Here is a 17,351-nt window from a genome sequence, read left to right as displayed (position 1 = left end):
GCCCCCGCTGAAAATATGCGAGGGACGGTTGAAACATGGGTCAATTCTCGATGGAAATATCGGGCTGCGCCGGGTCAGCTCTCAGTGGAAATCAACACTAGAGCAGGTGAGGGTTTGTGGGGAAGCCGTAAAGCTCCCACCGCTGAAACTGCTGGCGGTGGAACACTAAGAGGAGACCTATTCTCCTACCACATCACCCTGAGCGGACAGGTTCAGAACGAGGGGAACGGGCAGATCGGCAACCTTCGCGCTTGTCAGACGGGGATCACCGATCGAACTTCTAAAAAACTCCAGAAAAAATCGATATGAGGTCCATTTGCAAGCGTCATAGAGGTCTCTGTTTGTGGAACCGTATATCTTGCTCGCAGAGCCGCATCTCATGCCTGAGGTGGTATAGTCAAAAACGAAGGAGGCAGGCGTGACCGCCAACATTTTGCTGCACTGTGCGCCAAGGTCGTGATGCTCGTTTTGCGTCATGAGCATTCCCGGTTGATGCCGTTTCGCCTGGATTAGTACCGCCTTCGAGTATTTCACCAAAGGGGTCGTCAAAGCGATATGAAATACCATGTCAGCCCCGATGCGCTTCTCTTCCGCAGCGCTGCCCTTTCGGTGCCGCAAAATGGAGCTAGACCACTGGATGCCCGCTATGTTTCTATCAAATTCTGCATCTAGGCTCCCGATGAGAACACCGGTTAAATCGTCCTCGTCAACCGTCAATCCGTCTCGGTACTTGCGCATTGCGCGTGCAACAGCATTATCTGCCGCTTTCGCGGCTTCACGCATTGCGTCGTCAAAGCCCATAATCACTCCCTAAGCTGCCGCATTCGCTTGATTTGTCGTCCATAAGTGGACCCCGACCACCGATGAGATTAGACCGGTATCGCGAGCCCTAAGGCCAGTTTCCGGTGCAGAACACGGTGGCAATTAGCGCAAATGCACTTCAGATCCTCCAACCTGGTTTTGTGACCAGGCATCATATTCTCTACGTGCGTTCGATGGTGGTGAACTTCGATGCACGCCGCACCTACGTCCGGGCCATACCGCTCAACAGGATCGAGCTTACAGTCCTCGCAGAAAAGCCGCTTATGCTCTGCGATGAAGGCATCCCGCTTTTGCTTCGCTAAACCAGAGGCTCTTTCAAGCTTCAGGTGAGAGACGATCTTCGGGTTGCCCTCAATCCAACTGCGCTCCTCTTCAGTCGGCACAAAATCCGCCAGCTCCGCCTCAATCGTCTTGGGGTCAGGCTTAGGGCGACCAACGCCCTCCTTTTTCGGTGTGATCCAGAGGCCGGCTTCTTCGAGAAGTTCGAAGCATATTTGCCCCCATCCGGCGCTGAAGTGTGCGGGGAAAGCTTCGATGCCTAGAGCTTCCTCAATGGCCAGACCGAAAACCTTCTTGGGGGCGAGGGGAGTGCCGGTGCTGGTGAAAGCGTCATAGTCACGCGAAGGTGCGAAGTTAGGAGCATCACCCCCGCCAAGAAGCTTTTGGACGGCACTATGGATATGGGCGGTCGTAACCTTTCTCAATTCGCTGGCAGGCAGGCGACTGATGTTTGTTTTGCTTTGAACGATTTCACGCAACCGTACTGGTGATGTACCAGGGGTCTCAATAAAAAGCCGCCTCCATGCCCCATGACTGGAACTGCCCGCATTCATTGCTCGAACAAGTTCGTCAAATCGCGTGCCCACTGGCGCTAGACGATCAAAGGCAAGCTCGCGTTCACCAAGACCAATTCCTTGGACTGGACGGCTATCAAGGTAAATTCGGTAGGCGACCTGCCCGTGATCTAGACGGCTCATCAACATTTCGAGTGCTGCGCGGTAATCGCGGTTGCGGTCGGTGCCGCTGCGGCTGTGTAGAATGAGTCCATGCTCATGCATTTCAACCTTAGCGTTGAGCTGCACACCATCATCACCAGCGAGAATCAATAAGTCAGACATAACGCCAGGTTGAACAGTAGCCGTGATGTTTGTCTAGCGGGGTAGTCAAAGCAAGTTGGCGATCAGCTCTGCTACCCTTTTGGCGATATGCTCAAGGCCAGCGCCGAGGGCTTCCTCAACTTTCGTCTTAGCTGCTTTCTGGGCGACGTCGTTGGCCACTCTAGCAGTTTTCTTCAAAAGCCCCGGCTCGACCATCGGAGCCTTGAGCATCGCAAGGGTTGTCTCCAAGATCGCTATGAGTTGTGCCCGCTCGATGTCAGTCAGTCCCGCCTGAGCTTCGGGTAAGTTGGTGGTCTTTGCTAGTAAAATCGCTTCCTCAAGCAACTCGGAAACATCGATGATTATTTCCTTGGCGCGTGATCCACGCCTTACATAGACCCATCGTTCCGTCCAGACTTGAAGTGGCTGCGGGGGGTGTGCTGTGACGATATCCGTGGGACGATGATCCGTCGTTGCGCCAGGTTCTTTGCCGCCGTCCACGCCCTGAAGTTTTCGAAGGTAACCGTGAGTATGTGAAAGCACGGCTATCATCACGGGGCCCCTAACCGTTGCATCAATATCCTTCAGCTTCGGAGCCAATATTGGATTGATACCAAGGTCATCGAATGCGCCGTTCACCGCTAATTTTGCGAAGACGGATGCGGCCTCAGGGATGTACGACATTGGCATATGCCCCTCGTCGACCTTTACGGCTTTCAGTCTGCTGAGGCTCCGCTGGATGCCTAGTAACATCTCGTGGATTTCTTCGGGGGAGAAGCCGTGATCCGTCAATATAGTACCGTAGAGGGAAGGGTTGTGGTTCGCCGGAACCTGGCACACTGAGGTTGAGCCTGCAAGCTGTCGCACGGAAGGCTGTGGTGATTAGACCCCTCATCATCGTTGAACTCTTGTCGTTGAACTTGATGTTGATGAACATGCTGTCGGTCACATGGAGGCTAGTCCTTAAGGTGACCGACAGTAAGCTCCTAGTCTTTTCGGACCTACTCGGAGCGTTCCTTCAAGGGTCAGTGGTGATGATAGGGGTCTAATCCACCTCAGCCCCTGACACCTAGAGGAAGACATATAGACCATATAGAACGAGTTATTTTCGCGCTGTGTTCTAACCTATTGTTTTTTCAGAGATTGGCAGCGCCTTTCCTACCACGTCAAAGCTAGCTTGCTGCATCACTTCGATGGCTGTTTTCTTATGGCTGGCGGCAACCATAAGGCCATCGTGCATGGGCAAACCTGTAATGCCCCTCGCAGCGAGCCCGAGCAGAACGGCAACCATGATCCGGCTCTCAATGAGCATAAATCTCAGACTAAGCCCTTTTCCGAAGAGCCCCGCTATCGCAGGATGCTTCGAGCGTGCTGCCTGCTCAAATCGCTTCATGGTCCAACCTTCCGGTAGCTCTTCCTTGAGGCCAGGCGGCAGTCGTAAAGCAGCACCTTTGCGAGCGAGGAGCGAGGAGATCAGCTTCTTGACTGCTCCCCTACACCCTGCCAGGCAAGGGATCGCGTATGGGTCACCCGATGGCATCTCAACGCCCTGCTTCAAGTATGCGAGCTGGAGGAACATTGCGCTGAAGTCCAGGTCAGCCACTGCCTCGCCGTTGATGCTGAGAAGGTGACGGTCCCGTTTGGGAAGTGACTGCCACACGCCCCGATACAATCGCCCATGGTGCTGGAAGTCCCCTTGGAACATTCGAACGAGATGAGTTGGCCCTATTGGTTTTCCCGCATGACGAATGTCGGCTGAGTTGATCGTCCGGTTAATCACTTCCAGGTCCCGTCGCATGGCGATGGTGGTTCGTGAATCTTGGTACTCCAGCAACGCGGTAGTGCCGTCTTCAGACTCCTTGGAACGGAGAAGAATGGTTTCCCCGCCATCCAGCCGTATATCGTCGAGTGTCACGCTATGGCCTTGCAGTAGCTCGTGGAAGCGTTTCGTTGGTGCGACACAGGTTCGGCCTTGTCGCGCAGCACCCGGCGTCACAGACACCATCCCAGCGGCTTGAAGACTCTTGAGCATGCAGGAGAGAACCGCCGCGTGGTAGCCGGGGCAATCGTACCGTGATCGCTTTTCTACGCGGAGAGGGACTACAAGCGCAGGGTGACTCCCTGGAACGAGGATAAACACCACGAGGTTGGCTACCAGGCTGCGCAAGCAAACCCGTCGCCTCTCCATTGCGTCTGCTCTAGGCTTGCGCCCTGGCGTGATCTCGGGGGTAGGGATTGAAGCAAAGAGTTCAGCACAAGCGTTGAGAAGAGCGGGTCCCGATGCTGTTAGCCAGGGGTCGAAGTGAAGCGGGTGCTGGTCACGTCGCGATACCTCGTCATTCCTCATTGGATGTTCCGTGGCGGCCCCGGCGGAACGGTGACTAGCGTAAATTGAATGACAAGATTTCTCACGAGCGGCCTTCCTTTATCGCCCTACGCAAAGCCTTCCAGCGCCTACCAGCTTCAGTTTGGGTAGCCGCGAGAAAGTTACGCTCCACCTCAGATTCTGGAGGTCGGGCATCGAGGATCAGACCATGGGCCTCTACGGCACAGTCGATCAGTTTGATGAGCGTTTCATTTACCCAGCGCTCGCCGTTGCTCCTTAGGTAAAACGCTTTCCGCCGCGCTTCGATTGGCTGCCGGAAGATATTGTGAAATTCAGACCCGTTGGGAGTGATGATCGTAAGGCGCACAGCAGCGGCCCTAGCCGTCTCTCGAATGGCTATGCCAACCCCCTTCACCGCCTCAAGTAGGGCGTGGTGGAACACCTTGTCGTTATGCTGGCCGATGTTCTCAGGGTTGGTCTTGAGGTTTGACAACATAGACTTGCCCTCCGCGTCCGCTGCGCACCACACGTAAGCGTGCTGCGGGTAAGGCTTGGCGTTCGTACCGTTCACTGCGACCGCGAGGAGCAAAGAGCAAGACGCAGGAATATTGTTTGGGTTGTCCATTTAAGGAGTTCCTTTCTGAGTGGATTTGTTTCGGATTGGTGGTTGAGATCACCCGGGCCGCATGAGTGCGGAGGTGTGTTTAGAGCCATAGGCAGGCCGTCACGGTTGACCTGGTTGTGAGAACCGCGTGGTTCTCCTTGTGCCACCTAGAGCAGGGTGACCGAGTGAGCCGATGATCGATGTGGTCTTAGAGGCGAGTGGTTCGAGTTAGCCGCTGAGATATGGAACGAGTTAGTTGAAAGGTGGCGAGGGAGAAATTGGCCGGCCTCTATCTAGTTTTTCGCAGGCGTTCTCTCGTTATGCAGCACAACTCTCGGTCAGCTGCATTTCGTTATGACGACTAATTTTTGGCAGCCGCCTCTTTCGTTACGAAGGGAATTAGATTTCGCGGTTTTCGGCGCGTCTCTCTCGCTATGAAGCACAACTTCCGCGAGGGAGCATTTCACTACTCGAAGAGGGGAATTTCGCCGTTCTCTCTCAATACGGAGTTTAACTATCAGGGGTAGAAATCAGACGCGGCGACAGCGATCAAAACGATTGCAAAATTTTCGCTTTTGCGGCAGACCTCATGTTGAGCGCAACGCAGCGTTCCGGGGCGTGGAAACCCTGAGTCTAGCGGTATGGCTCCCACCGGAAGGGGGCCGTCCTTGACCTTAAGTTGGTCGGGGGGCCTGAGTTATGTCCAGGTTCCACCGAACTAAAAGCTTAGGGCCGACTAGACTCGGTTTCCAACCCCCCGATCATGGGTCATGGAGGCTATGCTTGCGGGGGCGAACCGCAGGCGATGCCTCACGGGGAAATTCACCATGGAATTTAGCTCGGCCCTTCTTGGGGCGGTAGTGGGTGCGTTAGCGACGGCATTTCTCTACAGCGTTGCCGACAAGTGGGAAGAAAAGGCCTCAATGACTCGTGAGGTCAGTTACCGTCAAGCCTGCGTCAAGGAGTACCAGAGCGGGTGGTCCTTCGACCGCTGTCAACGTCAAGCCAATCGCGAAGCTGCAACGGCGGATACCGCGATTACTGTCTGTCTGGCCGCACTAGAGAAGCAAAACGCCACCATCGCAGAGATTGATAAAGCTTGCCCCGACGATGAGCGGGCGGCCCTGCAATGATGCCGATAGAGCACACCGTCACACTCCAACACAAGGACCACAGCGCATGACACTCACCCTCCTCATGATAGCTCTTAGTGCCGTTTTCTTCTGGTATGCCCAGGGGCGAGAGGACTTCGACCAGGCCGTCAACTATGGCAAGAAGGCAAGCCTTTTAGTCCGCGCCCTCGTGTTGGTCTCTATGCCTGGTTCGGTGGTCTTTCACGCGGCTTGCCTAGTCAACTGCCTTCGGGAACGTAACTTGAAGATTGGCCTCCGTCTGGTCGTGGGCACTACCAAGGGCTACGTCAGCTTCCTCAAGGACTGCTTAGAGGTGGTCTTCATGGGCCAGGTTGCTCAGACCCGGCGCAGTCAGGTGGCTTAGTTAGCTGCGGACGGCTGATCTTCCTCTCTAATGCGCTTTGCCAGGCGGGAGAGGGTAGAGGTCGAGACCCCAGTGGCGGCCACTATGCTCGCCCAGGTCTGTCCGCCCTTGAGCATTGCCGTGAGAGCAGCATTGCGCTTCTCGTCTTCAGGTCTTCCCTTGAAGGCTCCCTCTGCCTTGGCTTTAGCAATGCCCTGGGCTTGCCGCCTGCGTCTGTCCTCGTAGTCCTTGCGGGCTATGGCTGCGAGCATATCCAACATCATGCCGTTGATGGCGTCCAACATGCGGGCTGAGAACTCATCACTCCCCGCCTGGGCAAGTTGATGAGAGGTCGGGAGGTCTAGGGCAACCACGCGAACGCGCTTGGCGGCAATCTCCACCTTAAGCCTAGCCCAGTCTTCGGCATTGAGACGGCTGAGGCGATCTACCTGCTCCACCAATAGGACATCACCTGGTTGGCAGTCAGAAAGGAGGCGGAACAGCTCAGGACGCTTCAAGGACGCGCCGCTCTCGTTCTCCATGTAGGTGGCCGCTATTTTGAGACCCCGCTCATCAACGAAGCGCTGTAGGTCCTCCCTTGCACGGCTGGCGTCTTGCTCCTTGGTGGAGGCTCGAAGGTATGCCCGGATAAACACGCAGAAAGTCCCTCACTTCGTTTTGCATGCTTCGATATATAGCGCTTCGCGTTAAGTTGTCAATGGCATTTATCGAAGTGGTCTCCCGAGAGGCTTAGAGGGATTCGCTTGAAGTGCACCTTTTCGAAGTGGCAGGACCTTAGTATTAGAGGCGGAGGCAGGCGCGGGATGGTTTATGTTTCAGTGGCTTAAGCATTGTATGCTGACGTGGTTGGGGATTTTGGGTGGAGCTTTGACCTTGCTGTCCAACGTGCAAGGCATTCTCGATCTGGCCAAGTGGGCGGACTACCTGGTGGGCAAGTGGGCGAACGTTACGGCGTCTGCCGTTCAATCGCTCACGGAGACATTTGACATTAGGGTGAGCGCAGAGGCCAACTCAATGATAGCCATGGCGCTCTTCGTCAGCTTCATTGCGGTTGGAGCCCGCGTTGAGAATGAGTTCAAGGGCGAGGCCCGCGAATTGCACCCGGTCCTTTGGTCCAATATCTTCAATCGCCGGGTGCTTCTAGCTCTCGTGCTCTATACAGCAGAGGTGGCTATCGTCAGCCTTCCCGCGTTTATGTATCTGGCGGCGAGCATCTATCTTGCGCACCCCTCGGTGTATATTGGCGTGTCCGTGTTTCTCTACTGTGCCGCCATTGTAGTTGGGCTGAGAGGCTGGCCGTTGTGGACCGCCGTTGTGGTGGCAATCAGTATGCTCGGCTTTAGCTTCGTCTTCGGGCACTCGTCTGGCATCCTCCTAGAGCCGAACGTGTCGGAGACGGCATCGACCACCATAGCCGCCGTATGCGCTATCATTTGTGGTTTGACCGTCGTTGGTCTTGCGCCGCCCTTGGCATTCACTCGAAGGATTATCTTCATGATTGTAGGCGTCGCGGCTGTTGTTATGCTGAGCCAGATCAACCACCTGGGGATTGCCGCCACACCTCTGACCTGACCGCCGGGGATGGGCTTTTCGTCTGCATAGAGCCCCTTCGACGGGTACCGGGGGGAATGGTCGTTTCAGCTCCTCGAAGCTCACCTCTCAGATACGTGACCCCTGGTGTACTCCGGCCCATGTGGTGAGCTAGGAGCCATCCTCATGCGCCAAGATGCGGAGCTGCCTGATTTCATCCGCCGCCATCAACAATACGGCAGCCATCAAGACCTCCGGGGCGGTCTCTGCTTCACACACCATTCCCTCAATGTCCCGCTGCAAGCCTGCCGATATGGGGACCACCTTTTTACTCAGGAGCAGCAGCTCGCGTAGGGCCTTCGTTGTGGCAACTGCACGCTCCAGCAATCGGCGGCGCTCAAAGGGTGTCACGGCGCTAATCTGGTTGGCCGCAACGATGAGTTCTGTGATGAAGTCGGTGGTCTGGGTCAGTTTGCATAGTCCTCTCAGGTATCTTGACGGTCTCTTCGGAGGGAGCCACTGTAGCAAGATGAACACTGGAATTGACCATGCCCAGCACGGTTTGGCTCTCTTCGCAGTGCGCCTGCCTGGGATTAGAGAGCTAGCGCCTTGGTCGTGTTTCTTCTCCGACGTATGTGAATGCTATAGTTTTGCAGTTCTTCATCTACAGCACCTGCGCAGAACCGGTGCCAACCAAGAATCCATTGATGAGTACAGCGCTGTTATCCGTGCAATGGAAGAGGAAATTCCCTTCTATCTGAAGGCGCTTGCTTCGAGCACTCCTCAGCAGGGAAAAAACGCTATCGCAGCCGTGTAAAGAAACATTCCTGGGATAGTTGCTCCAGACATGAAGTAAACCACCCGAACCCCTGGCGAGGGCTCTTTCTCATCGGTCTGTTTGTCGCGGCGTGACCGGAAGTAAACATACCCGCAAAGAATATGCATCAAAGCTGCTAGGCCGAAGGTAAGCAATGCCACAAGCGAGCGAGCTGCTACCCCTGCGGGGCAGGCCACTTCCCCGGCGTCCACATCCAAATCCAGGAGCAACAAGAAAATCGCGCGGACCGCAACGTAAGCGGTGACGAGAAGAGCTACGCCGTAAGCGAGCGGCACGAGGCCAGTTATATCGTTCTGCACGCACTGCGGCTGGTATTTGTCCATGTACGCTTCCCCGACCGATGACAGGAAGTGTCACATAACTTTCAAACTCACACTAGATGGGAACTCGGTGGGCTAATTGACCCGTCGTTGTGCCCGCGTTCCACGAATTGACAGAGGGTGAATGGGCCGAGATTTTCGAGTATCGGAACCAGACTGACGGGGTAAACAGCATATAGCTGCCTTTGCCGCTCTAGGAGACCCATCCTTCTACTGAAACGCAGAGGTTGAATCCCAGTATAAAGTTACGCAGACTTACGGTGCGACTCATGGGCAGGAGACTTTATGCTTTCATCAATAGAGTTCAAATTCGGGGCAGCGGAGGGACACCCACCCTTGGTGCTGCAAACTCCTCCTTCCGTGACGATATTTGTTGGGCCAAATAATTCTGGCAAGAGCCAAGCTCTAAGAGAGATCGGTTCCTTTTTCCACAACGGTCAGAGCGAAGGAAAAATACTGAAATCAGTGACGTTTAATAGTTTTACGAAGGAGGAAGCGCGTGCGGAGTTGGAGGCGCTGATGGATGAACCACGCCACGGTGAGCTGCTTTCCCATGATCATGTGATGATAAAGTGGTCGCGCGGCCGTAACCAGATCCACGTTCCATCGTTTATGGAGCTGCTGCCGAACCCCAGTGCCAATCCAGCAGCCTTCGCAAACTATTATAGTAGCAAATACATCCTCGCGCTGGATGGTCCATCTCGGATTCAGTTACTCAACGCGCAGCCAAGGGGCGACCTTAAATATCCCGATTCAATCTTTGCGCGGCTTTTAACTGATGATCAACGGCGGACCGATTTAAGGAAGCTGATTAATGAGGCTACAGGGTTGACCCTTGTTCTTGACGCCTCCGTTGGAGACCAGGTGAACGTTCGCTTCGGTCGAGGCGAGCCACCTAACGAAAGGTCCTTCGAGGAGGCCACGCTTGAGTATATGCGAAACGCACAGGGCGTGGAGGCGGTTAGTGATGGCGTGAAGGCATTCGCCGGAATTCTTCTTCAGTTGCATGTTGGCAGCCCAAAGGTAATCACGGTTGATGAACCCGAAGCATTCTTGCACCCTAGCCTAGCGTTTAAGCTGGGGAAGGAGTTGGCACGCGGCGCGGTGGATGAAAAGAAGCATATATTCGCTTCAACGCATAACGCTCAGTTTCTAATGGGTGCCATTGTGTCGGGAGCATCGGTCAATATCGTCCGGCTGACATATAACGGGGGTCGCGCAACGGCTCGCCTCCTACAAAGCAGCGATCTTCGAGTGCTGATGCAAGACCCCTTGTTGCGTTCAGTGGGTGTCCTTGAAGGGTTGTTTTACGACTACGTTATTGTAGGGGAAGCCAATGCGGACCGCGCCTTTTATCAGGAAGTCAATGAAAGGCTGCTGGCAGCCGGGGACGCCCGAGGAATACCCCACGCGCTCTTTTTGAACGCGGATAACAAGCAGACAATCCCAAGAATCATCGCTCCGCTGAGAAAGCTGGGCATTCCTGCAGCAGGCATTACGGACATCGATATCCTGAAAGACGGAGGAGGCGAGTGGACGCGGCAACTTCAAGCGGCTGGCATCCCTCAGGGCGAATTCGAGGCTTATCAGAATCGAAGAAAAACCGTGCTCAAAGCACTTCAAGACACGGGCAAAGAGTTTAAGCGGGAAGGCGGGACCGTTCTGCTAGCAGGCGAAGATGCAGAAATGGCTCGAAACCTGCTCTCGGACTTAAGGCGATACGGTCTCTTCGTGGTCTCAGGGGGAGAAGTTGAGAATTGGCTTGAAGATTTGAAAGTTGACCGTGGGAAAAGCGCTTGGCTGCGAAGCATCTTCGAAAAGATGGGGGCGGACCCTCGGGACGATGACTACCTAAAGCCTGCCAAAGGAGACGTTTGGGACTTCGTTGGAGAAGTTGGTTCGTGGCTCAAGGACAATACGCGAAGCGGAATTCCCTATTAGGGACCTCTGCAATTTCCTCCTATCCAACGCTTGATGTTCGAAAGTCCATTTGAGCGGAGCGACGAGAAATAGTCCAATTTCTTCACTTCTGCGGTGTGTCCAGCGGCATCTTGGCCCCGCCATTGTCGTGTCGGCATCTGCGTCCTCTCACTCAGTTTTTGGGCATCGCTTTCTCCAACAGCTCAGTAAAGTTGGGTGGGTCGACGCTGTCGCCACCGTGGCCCGGGCTTGGACGAAACAAGGCTGCGAGAATGAGGGCTCGATCTTCCTTTGACGCCGCGCGTTCCTCTATAAGGTGGAAATAGGTTTCCATCATGGTGTGTCGCTGCCGAGCGTCGTCGGCCAGGACTAGCGACCTTGAATTGAATCGCACCATCAAACGAATGACCCAGATGTATAGCGCAAGCGGTGTGCTAACGACGACAAGTCGGCTAATGGATGCGACAGCCAATTGAGTTGCCGTTGGGTCTGGTGGCAATCCCTGTAAGGTCGCGTCCCCGATGTGTCTGAGTACCCCCAGTACCGCATCTAAATGGACGAATGCGAAGACAGGGATCAGAACTAAAAATACCGCCAAAATAGCGCTCGAAATCCAGAATGCCCTACTGCTTGCGGTAGCGCGGCTGTTCCAAAGGGCTTTCGCGGTTGTGGTCTGAACACCTTCCCTCAGCGCCTCGATCTTGGCCTCGACGTCCTTCCTCTTCTCGTCCACAGCGGCTAAGCGGGATGTCGCGTCTGTGAGAGCCTCATGCATGGCGGCCCCCGCGTTCTCAAATGCTTGTCGGCTAGACTGCAGACTTCGGGTCGCCTCTCCGCTTTCCTTTTGCTGCGCAATCACCTCGTTGCTGATGTCTTGGAGTCTTTGCTGAAAATAGCCGACGAGCTCCGCCGTACTTTCTTGTAACTCCTTGATGTGGGTTCTGACGGCCTGATTGTGGCCATCCTGTGTGAGCTGAAATATGTGCCAGCTGGCGTAACTGGCGAGTTCTATTTCCACCATCCGATTGGCAACATCTTGTCTGATGCCCGGCTGATCGCGTTGAGTTCGCCTCGTCTCGTACATGAATGACGCAACTAGCGTAGCGATCCACTCTTCGCTCATCGGCTGAGACTCGGCCCATTCGAAAAAACGATGCGTGGAGGCCGCACTTAATGGCGGGAGAAGCCGATTGATCTGATCCGGCCCGGCCTCGTTCAACCATGCGTTAACGTTTGCAGCCGCACGATCCATCATGCTTTTCGCGCCGTCCATGCGATCATTGTAGTTGGCGGCGCGGTCGACAATAAACGATATCATATGGTGATAGGAGGCAATCTGAGCTTGCATCTCCTCTTCGCTCTTCGGTAGCTCGGCTGAAGAATAGGGTGCGCTGAGACCACGAAAGACTTCGAAATTCATGACGCTCTCGGAAGGAAAGTGATTCTTGTTGTCTTCACCATTACATCTGGGGGTTGGGTCCCCCAAGGGGCAATATTCAATTCTCTTGGAGCCGGAGCCAGACAGCTTTTCCGTTGACTGGCGGCAGGAAGCGCCAAGTTGGTTGGATTAATGATCATTTCGATGAGCTGACGGCGGCTCGTAGTAACATGGGTCTGTAACAACCCTTGCCTTCGATTAAAAATAATGAAATAAAATCAATGGAGAGAGGGCCAAAATGCGCAGTCCTCTTCTGGGCACCATTCCATAAGGAATACAATGTGAAAGCCGATACCAACGGCTTTTCACTTTCCCTCTCCTGAACATTACCAACGCAGATATCGACGGCCGATCACGGCTCCGATTGCGCTGACTGCCGCAATGGCGATCGTGTACCACGTTGCCACGAAAAGCGGGCTGTCGTCGGCGCAATGCCAGGCGTAGAGGGCGGCTGCAATGCTGGCGGAGGCGAGGCCGGCTGCCGCGCCGGCAAGGGCGGGTCGCTCGGGTGCGCCGCCTCTCAATGCCAGCAGGAAGCCAGCCAGCGGTGCTACCGAAAGCAGCGGAATAAAGATCAGGCAGAAGCCGGCATTGTTGCCGACCAGGCGGGTCGTCCAATCTTGCGAAGGTACGACGATCAGCTCAAGCACGATGGCAACAGCCAGGAGGGCGACCGGGACGAGGAGTACCAGGCCTCTGGCTCTGAGCGACGCTCCGGGCTTCCCGATTCGGAAAACCAGGCCGCAAGCGGCGAGCGCGAGGATCAAGGTCAGGCCGGTCTTGAAGAGGACGCGAATGGTCTCGATAGCGATCGATATATCATGGCGAATGCCGACGGTGGCGAGCAGGATGGCTGCGGAGATGATCACGCCCGCAACCAGCGCGATCGCCAACGCACGGCCGAGCCGCAAACGGACCGCCGCGTCTGCCGCCAGAAGGGTAATCAGCTCATCCGTCTTCACGTATTCCACTCCGGTACAGGGCTGCCAACGTCTTCAGGGCACGATGCAGCGCCACGCGCACGGCTCCCTCGCTCATCCTCAGTCGCTCCGCCGTCTCGCGAATGCCGGCGCCATTGATCGATATCGAACGCACGATGTCGCGCTGCGGGTCACGCAGCCGTTCCAGCAAATGCTCGGCGTCGAGCCGATCCGTTGCGTCGGTCTGCTCCACGGCTTCGAGCGTCGCCATCACATCCTCGATCGGCACAGTCGTATGTCTGCCGCGGCGCCGGAGGCTGTCGATCAGCTTGTTGCGCACGATCGTCGACAACCAGGGTCCGATCGGACGTGTCGGGTCCCAGGTTCCGCGTTTCAGGTGAACGGCCAGCAGCACTTCCTGAACCACGTCCTCCGCTTCGCTCGCCGGCGCTCCGAACTGGCCGCAGCGTTTGCGCGCCATGGCCCGCAGGTGCGGCGTCACGGCGGAAAGAAAGCGGTGATAGGCCTGCGCATCGCCACCCAGCGCATCGCGCATCCAGCCCGCCCATTCTGCTTCACGCGCCGAATTCCTCACCCGACATATCCTCTACGAACGCGCACAGGCTTGTGTTACCGCGATTCGGATTTTTTTCCGCAATGGCCGCAATGCGATGGTTGGAAATGTTTTCCCCCGCTTTGGCAAGCGCCGCAAGACGCGCCTGCCTAAAAAGGAGCGGCGATTGCAAACCTGTCGGTCGGATTACGCCTTGGGCGGGGTCGTCGGTCTGGCGGACTAGCGGACCGGCTGGTAGCGGCCGCGGCGTGGAACCAGCGTTCCCGTCGAGCCAAAGCCGTCACGGTCGCAGACATAGACCAGCGTCGGCATGCCGGATCGGAATATCTCGTCATATCGACGCCGGATCTGCTGTGTCTCCGTTCGGCAGGTGAATTGCTCTTCTTCCGTCTTGTCCGGTTGTGCCTTTACGCCAGGCAGGTCTGTGTAGGGATAGAGCGGTTGGACACGCGTTTCGCCTGCGCGCTTCCAATCGGTGGCGAAGGCCGTTGCGGGCGCCAGTGCCGAAGCGATCACCAGAACCGCGGGAATCACCATCGCAAACCGCATATTTGTCTCCTGTCGAAAGCCGGCCTTTCAACTGTTACGGCGGATGTAGTCGCCGCCACGCCACGCATCAAGCCTGCGCGGCACTGCCGAACGGATAGTCTCGCAAACGTGACCTATGCTGGTTTGCGGAAGTAGCCGCGAATGACAGGATGCGTGATGAGGCTGGCCAAGATCGCGAAGCCGACACCCGCTGCAAAGCCGGCGAGAAGCCCCCCGATCGCACCGGCGACCAGGAACATCTTCTTGCTCGGCCCATTGGGCTTGATTGGTGGTTCCGCTTCGGAAATGACCCGGATGTTGCTGCGTGACAGGTTCTGCTCTTCGCTCGTCTGGCTTGAGCGTTTCAGAACAGTCTCGTAGATGTCGCGGGCCGCCGCAGCCTTGCGCTGCAATTCATTGAGCTCGACCTGCTTGTCCGACGTGTTGACCTGCAATGCCTTCTGGACGGCCAATTCCTTGGAGATGGCATCCTCGGCCTTCTTCGCCTGATCATATTCGGCGCGGGCCGTTGTCGCGAGACGCTGGAGCTCGCCCTGAATTTCGTCGGCGATGCTTTTCAGCGAAGACCGGGCGGCTTGCAGGCGCGGATGGCGCGCCCCCATCTGGCTTTGCAGGCTTCCGACAATGGCCGCCTGCGTCGAATATTGCTGCCGCAGGGTGGAGAGTGCGGTAGAAGCGCCCGCATCCTGCTGGCTGCCGCCGACAATATCCTCGAAACGGAGGTTCGCGGCAGCATCGGCGCGTGTCTTGGCCTGAATTGTCTTGTCCTGCGCCGTCACCAGCAGCGTGTTCAGCGAGGTCAGCCGCTGGTCGGAGATCAATCCGTTCTGGGTCGAGGTCATATCGTTGTCGGCGCGGTAAGTCTCCACCGCCTGCTCAGCCTCCTGGACCTTGGCGCGAAGATCATTCAGCCGGCTGTCGAGCGTGTTTGCCGTGCCTTCGTAAAGCCCGGTCGAGGCGGTGTCCTCCTCCTTCAGGAAGGAAGCGACCACCTGGTTGGCAAGTGCCGCGGACTTCTGCGGATCCGTCGTCGTCGCTGTCAATGAAACCACGTAGGTCGCGCCTTGTCGGCTGATAGCAAGTGCCTTCTGCAGTGCGCTGATGACGGCGGCGCTGTCGGGCCGACCGCTGGTAAATTCGCGGTCCTGGTCGAGCTTCATCGCATCGGCAACCCTGCGAAGGACATTGCCCGACGTCAGGATCTGGACCTGGCTGTCGATCATCGCCGAAATCATCTCCGGCGAGGGGGTCGTCGATTGCGCGCTCGGATCGGCAAGGCCCACTTGGCGAGGGTCGAAGAAGAGGGTCGTTCCTGCCGTGAATTTCTGCGGCAGCATCGGCAGCACGACCGCACCCGCGAGCGCGCCGGCGACGGAGAGGCTGAGCACCACCAGGCGACGGCTCAAGACCGCGCTGATGGCTGAGCGGACGTCCAGCAATGGGCCGCTGGAGTCGATCGGCTCGGCGCTGGGGCTTGCAAGGACAGTGTCTGCAATCGGCTGAGAGATGGGCGGTGGATCAGGCATCCGCGGTGGAGGGGGCGTATCCTCGGTCACCGGCGCATCTGGAATGAGCGAGACGGCCTTTGGCTTGGCAGGCAGGAAGTCGGCGGGTCGCAGAACCGGACTACGCACGTCAGCCGGCTGAGGCGCGGCATGGCCGGTCTCACCCGTGCGCCATTGCGGCAGCCGGCCTAGCCTCGTCCTGTCAAACTGGTTCATACGCACACTCGCTGCCCGCCGGCAAAACTCTTGGCGGAAGTGGCTGAGACTTTAGAAATTCTTAGCTAACGGACCGTTAAGATCCGTGGCGATGCAGCAATGATCGTCCAACCGGATAGGTGCGAGTACCATGAAGGCCAGTCTGTCACTACCGCGCCGCCTGGCGGCGGTTGCCCTGGCTTTGCTCGTGACCGAGGTGGGGCAGGCGAATGCCGCGGGAGCGTGTTTTCGCGGGGTCAATCTATCAGGAGCCGAATTCGGGGAACCGGGTGGCGAGCCATTCAAGGCCTATGCCTATCCATCCCGGGAAACGATCGCGTACTTCGCAAGCAAAGGCATGAACACCGTACGCCTGCCGTTTCTTTGGGAACGGCTGCAGCCTGAGCTTGGCAAGCCGTTGGATGAGGCGGAGCTGAAGCGCCTCAAGGACACGGTCGCTCTGCTCCGCGAGAAGGGACTGACCATCGTTCTCGATCCGCACAACTACGCTGCCTACAAGAAGACGCGGATCGGACAGGCGCCGGTCACCGCGTCTGCCTTCGCCGAATTCTGGGCACGCCTGGCTGTCGAGTTTTCCGGGCAGGATGACGTGATTTTCGGCCTGATGAACGAGCCGAATGATATTGCCGCCGATGTCTGGCTCAAGGCGGCAAATGCGGCAATCCGTACCATCCGCGCTACCGGTGCAAACAATCTCATTCTCGTTCCCGGTACCCGGTGGACAGGCGCCCATTCCTGGCAGGCCGACGGGCCCGGCGGTGCGAACGGCACCGTGATGCTGGGCGTTCGCGATCCGCGCAAGAATTTTGCCTACGAGGTCCATCAGTATTTCGATGACGATTCGTCGGGCACACATCCACAGTGCACCGGAAACGAAAAGGCGCTGGCAGCGATCGATGCAATGACCGACTGGGCGCGCGAGCATAACGCCAGGGTTTTCCTGGGCGAGTTCGGTGTCTCGCAGGACAAGGAGTGCACAGCAGGACTTGCCCGTGTGCTTGATCACATCCAGAACAATGGAGATGTGTGGCTCGGCTGGACTTATTGGGTTGCCGGCGACTGGTGGCCCGAATCCGAAACGCTGAATGTTCAGCCCCACGACGGTCACGACCGCAAGCAGATGATCGTCTTGCAGAAGGCGGCCAAGGCACCGTTGCCGGCGAAGGCTGCGTGTGAAACGGTGGCGGACTAACGG

The 17,351-nt window shown here is 56.8% G+C and carries 17 protein-coding genes; 5 read left to right on the top strand and 12 right to left on the bottom strand.

Annotated features, from left to right (window positions below; all coding sequences use genetic code 11):
• Positions 1-177: 177 nt before the first annotated feature.
• The 5 genes from A6U87_RS09950 to A6U87_RS09925 form a co-directional block, all read right to left on the bottom strand.
• Positions 178-801 (bottom strand): hypothetical protein, encoded by a 624-nt coding sequence (locus A6U87_RS09950; RefSeq protein ID WP_065691093.1) that lies wholly within the window; start codon positions 799-801, stop codon positions 178-180.
• 68 nt (positions 802-869) lie between these two features.
• Complete coding sequence (locus A6U87_RS09945; protein WP_065691092.1) at positions 870-1,940, bottom strand: hypothetical protein; 1,071 nt, start codon at positions 1,938-1,940, stop codon at positions 870-872.
• Between the two features lie 45 nt (positions 1,941-1,985).
• Positions 1,986-2,711 carry a hypothetical protein gene (locus tag A6U87_RS09940; RefSeq protein ID WP_244499459.1) on the bottom strand — a complete coding sequence of 242 codons (726 nt, stop codon included), beginning with the start codon at positions 2,709-2,711 and terminating at the stop codon, positions 1,986-1,988.
• 328 nt (positions 2,712-3,039) lie between these two features.
• Positions 3,040-3,834: a hypothetical protein gene (locus A6U87_RS29635; protein WP_141683935.1), complete on the bottom strand. Its 795-nt coding sequence runs from the start codon at positions 3,832-3,834 to the stop codon at positions 3,040-3,042.
• A 493-nt stretch (positions 3,835-4,327) separates the two neighbouring features.
• Positions 4,328-4,870, bottom strand: coding sequence for a hypothetical protein (locus A6U87_RS09925; protein WP_065691088.1), 543 nt, complete (start codon positions 4,868-4,870; stop codon positions 4,328-4,330).
• An 806-nt stretch (positions 4,871-5,676) separates the two neighbouring features.
• Between A6U87_RS09925 and A6U87_RS09920 the strand changes: the two genes are divergently transcribed.
• Both A6U87_RS09920 and A6U87_RS30290 read left to right on the top strand, forming a co-directional pair.
• On the top strand, positions 5,677-5,982 hold the full coding sequence (locus tag A6U87_RS09920) for a hypothetical protein (protein WP_065691087.1): 306 nt from the start codon (positions 5,677-5,679) through the stop codon (positions 5,980-5,982).
• A 46-nt stretch (positions 5,983-6,028) separates the two neighbouring features.
• Complete coding sequence (locus A6U87_RS30290) at positions 6,029-6,346, top strand: hypothetical protein (RefSeq protein WP_065691086.1); 318 nt, start codon at positions 6,029-6,031, stop codon at positions 6,344-6,346.
• Here A6U87_RS30290 and A6U87_RS09910 read toward each other — a convergent pair.
• Positions 6,343-6,981, bottom strand: a complete 639-nt coding sequence (locus tag A6U87_RS09910) for a recombinase family protein (RefSeq protein ID WP_065691085.1) — start codon at positions 6,979-6,981, stop codon at positions 6,343-6,345. The two genes, A6U87_RS30290 and A6U87_RS09910, sit on opposite strands and share 4 nt — an antisense overlap.
• 175 nt (positions 6,982-7,156) lie before the next feature.
• Here A6U87_RS09910 and A6U87_RS30415 point away from each other — a divergent pair, with 175 nt between their 5' ends.
• Positions 7,157-7,918 carry a hypothetical protein gene (locus A6U87_RS30415; protein WP_065691084.1) on the top strand — a complete coding sequence of 254 codons (762 nt, stop codon included), beginning with the start codon at positions 7,157-7,159 and terminating at the stop codon, positions 7,916-7,918.
• Positions 7,919-8,659: 741 nt separating this feature from the next.
• Here the strand turns inward: A6U87_RS30415 and A6U87_RS09895 are convergent.
• Entirely contained in the window at positions 8,660-9,037 is a 378-nt protein-coding gene (locus A6U87_RS09895) for a hypothetical protein (RefSeq protein WP_065691083.1), read from the bottom strand.
• A 282-nt stretch (positions 9,038-9,319) separates the two neighbouring features.
• Here A6U87_RS09895 and A6U87_RS09890 point away from each other — a divergent pair, with 282 nt between their 5' ends.
• Entirely contained in the window at positions 9,320-10,975 is a 1,656-nt protein-coding gene (locus A6U87_RS09890) for an ATP-dependent endonuclease (RefSeq protein WP_065691082.1), read from the top strand.
• Positions 10,976-11,126: 151 nt separating this feature from the next.
• Here A6U87_RS09890 and A6U87_RS09885 read toward each other — a convergent pair whose 3' ends face one another.
• From A6U87_RS09885 to A6U87_RS09865, 5 genes are all read right to left on the bottom strand, one after another.
• Positions 11,127-12,374, bottom strand: coding sequence for a DUF6161 domain-containing protein (locus A6U87_RS09885; RefSeq protein ID WP_065691081.1), 1,248 nt, complete (start codon positions 12,372-12,374; stop codon positions 11,127-11,129).
• A gap of 344 nt (positions 12,375-12,718) precedes the next feature.
• Positions 12,719-13,354: an NrsF family protein gene (locus A6U87_RS09880; RefSeq protein WP_065691080.1), complete on the bottom strand. Its 636-nt coding sequence runs from the start codon at positions 13,352-13,354 to the stop codon at positions 12,719-12,721.
• The gene (locus tag A6U87_RS09875) at positions 13,341-13,907 is read right to left on the bottom strand and encodes a sigma-70 family RNA polymerase sigma factor (RefSeq protein ID WP_065691079.1); all 567 of its coding nucleotides are present in this window, start codon (positions 13,905-13,907) and stop codon (positions 13,341-13,343) included. The genes A6U87_RS09880 and A6U87_RS09875 overlap by 14 nt, the downstream gene beginning before the upstream one ends.
• A 198-nt stretch (positions 13,908-14,105) precedes the next feature.
• Entirely contained in the window at positions 14,106-14,435 is a 330-nt protein-coding gene (locus tag A6U87_RS09870; protein WP_065691078.1) for a hypothetical protein, read from the bottom strand.
• A gap of 113 nt (positions 14,436-14,548) precedes the next feature.
• On the bottom strand, positions 14,549-16,156 hold the full coding sequence (locus A6U87_RS09865; protein WP_065691077.1) for a GumC family protein: 1,608 nt from the start codon (positions 16,154-16,156) through the stop codon (positions 14,549-14,551).
• 130 nt (positions 16,157-16,286) lie between these two features.
• On the opposite strand from A6U87_RS09865, the gene A6U87_RS09860 reads away from it, so the two are divergent.
• Positions 16,287-17,348 carry a glycoside hydrolase family 5 protein gene (locus A6U87_RS09860; RefSeq protein WP_065691076.1) on the top strand — a complete coding sequence of 354 codons (1,062 nt, stop codon included), beginning with the start codon at positions 16,287-16,289 and terminating at the stop codon, positions 17,346-17,348.
• The last annotated feature ends 3 nt before the right edge of the window (positions 17,349-17,351 follow it).

Origin of the sequence: Rhizobium sp. AC44/96 (assembly GCF_001692185.1) — a bacterium.
Taxonomy (GTDB): Bacteria; Pseudomonadota; Alphaproteobacteria; order Rhizobiales; family Rhizobiaceae; genus Rhizobium.
Note: the sequence above shows the minus strand (reverse complement) of the source record. Positions and strands in the feature narration are given on the sequence as shown.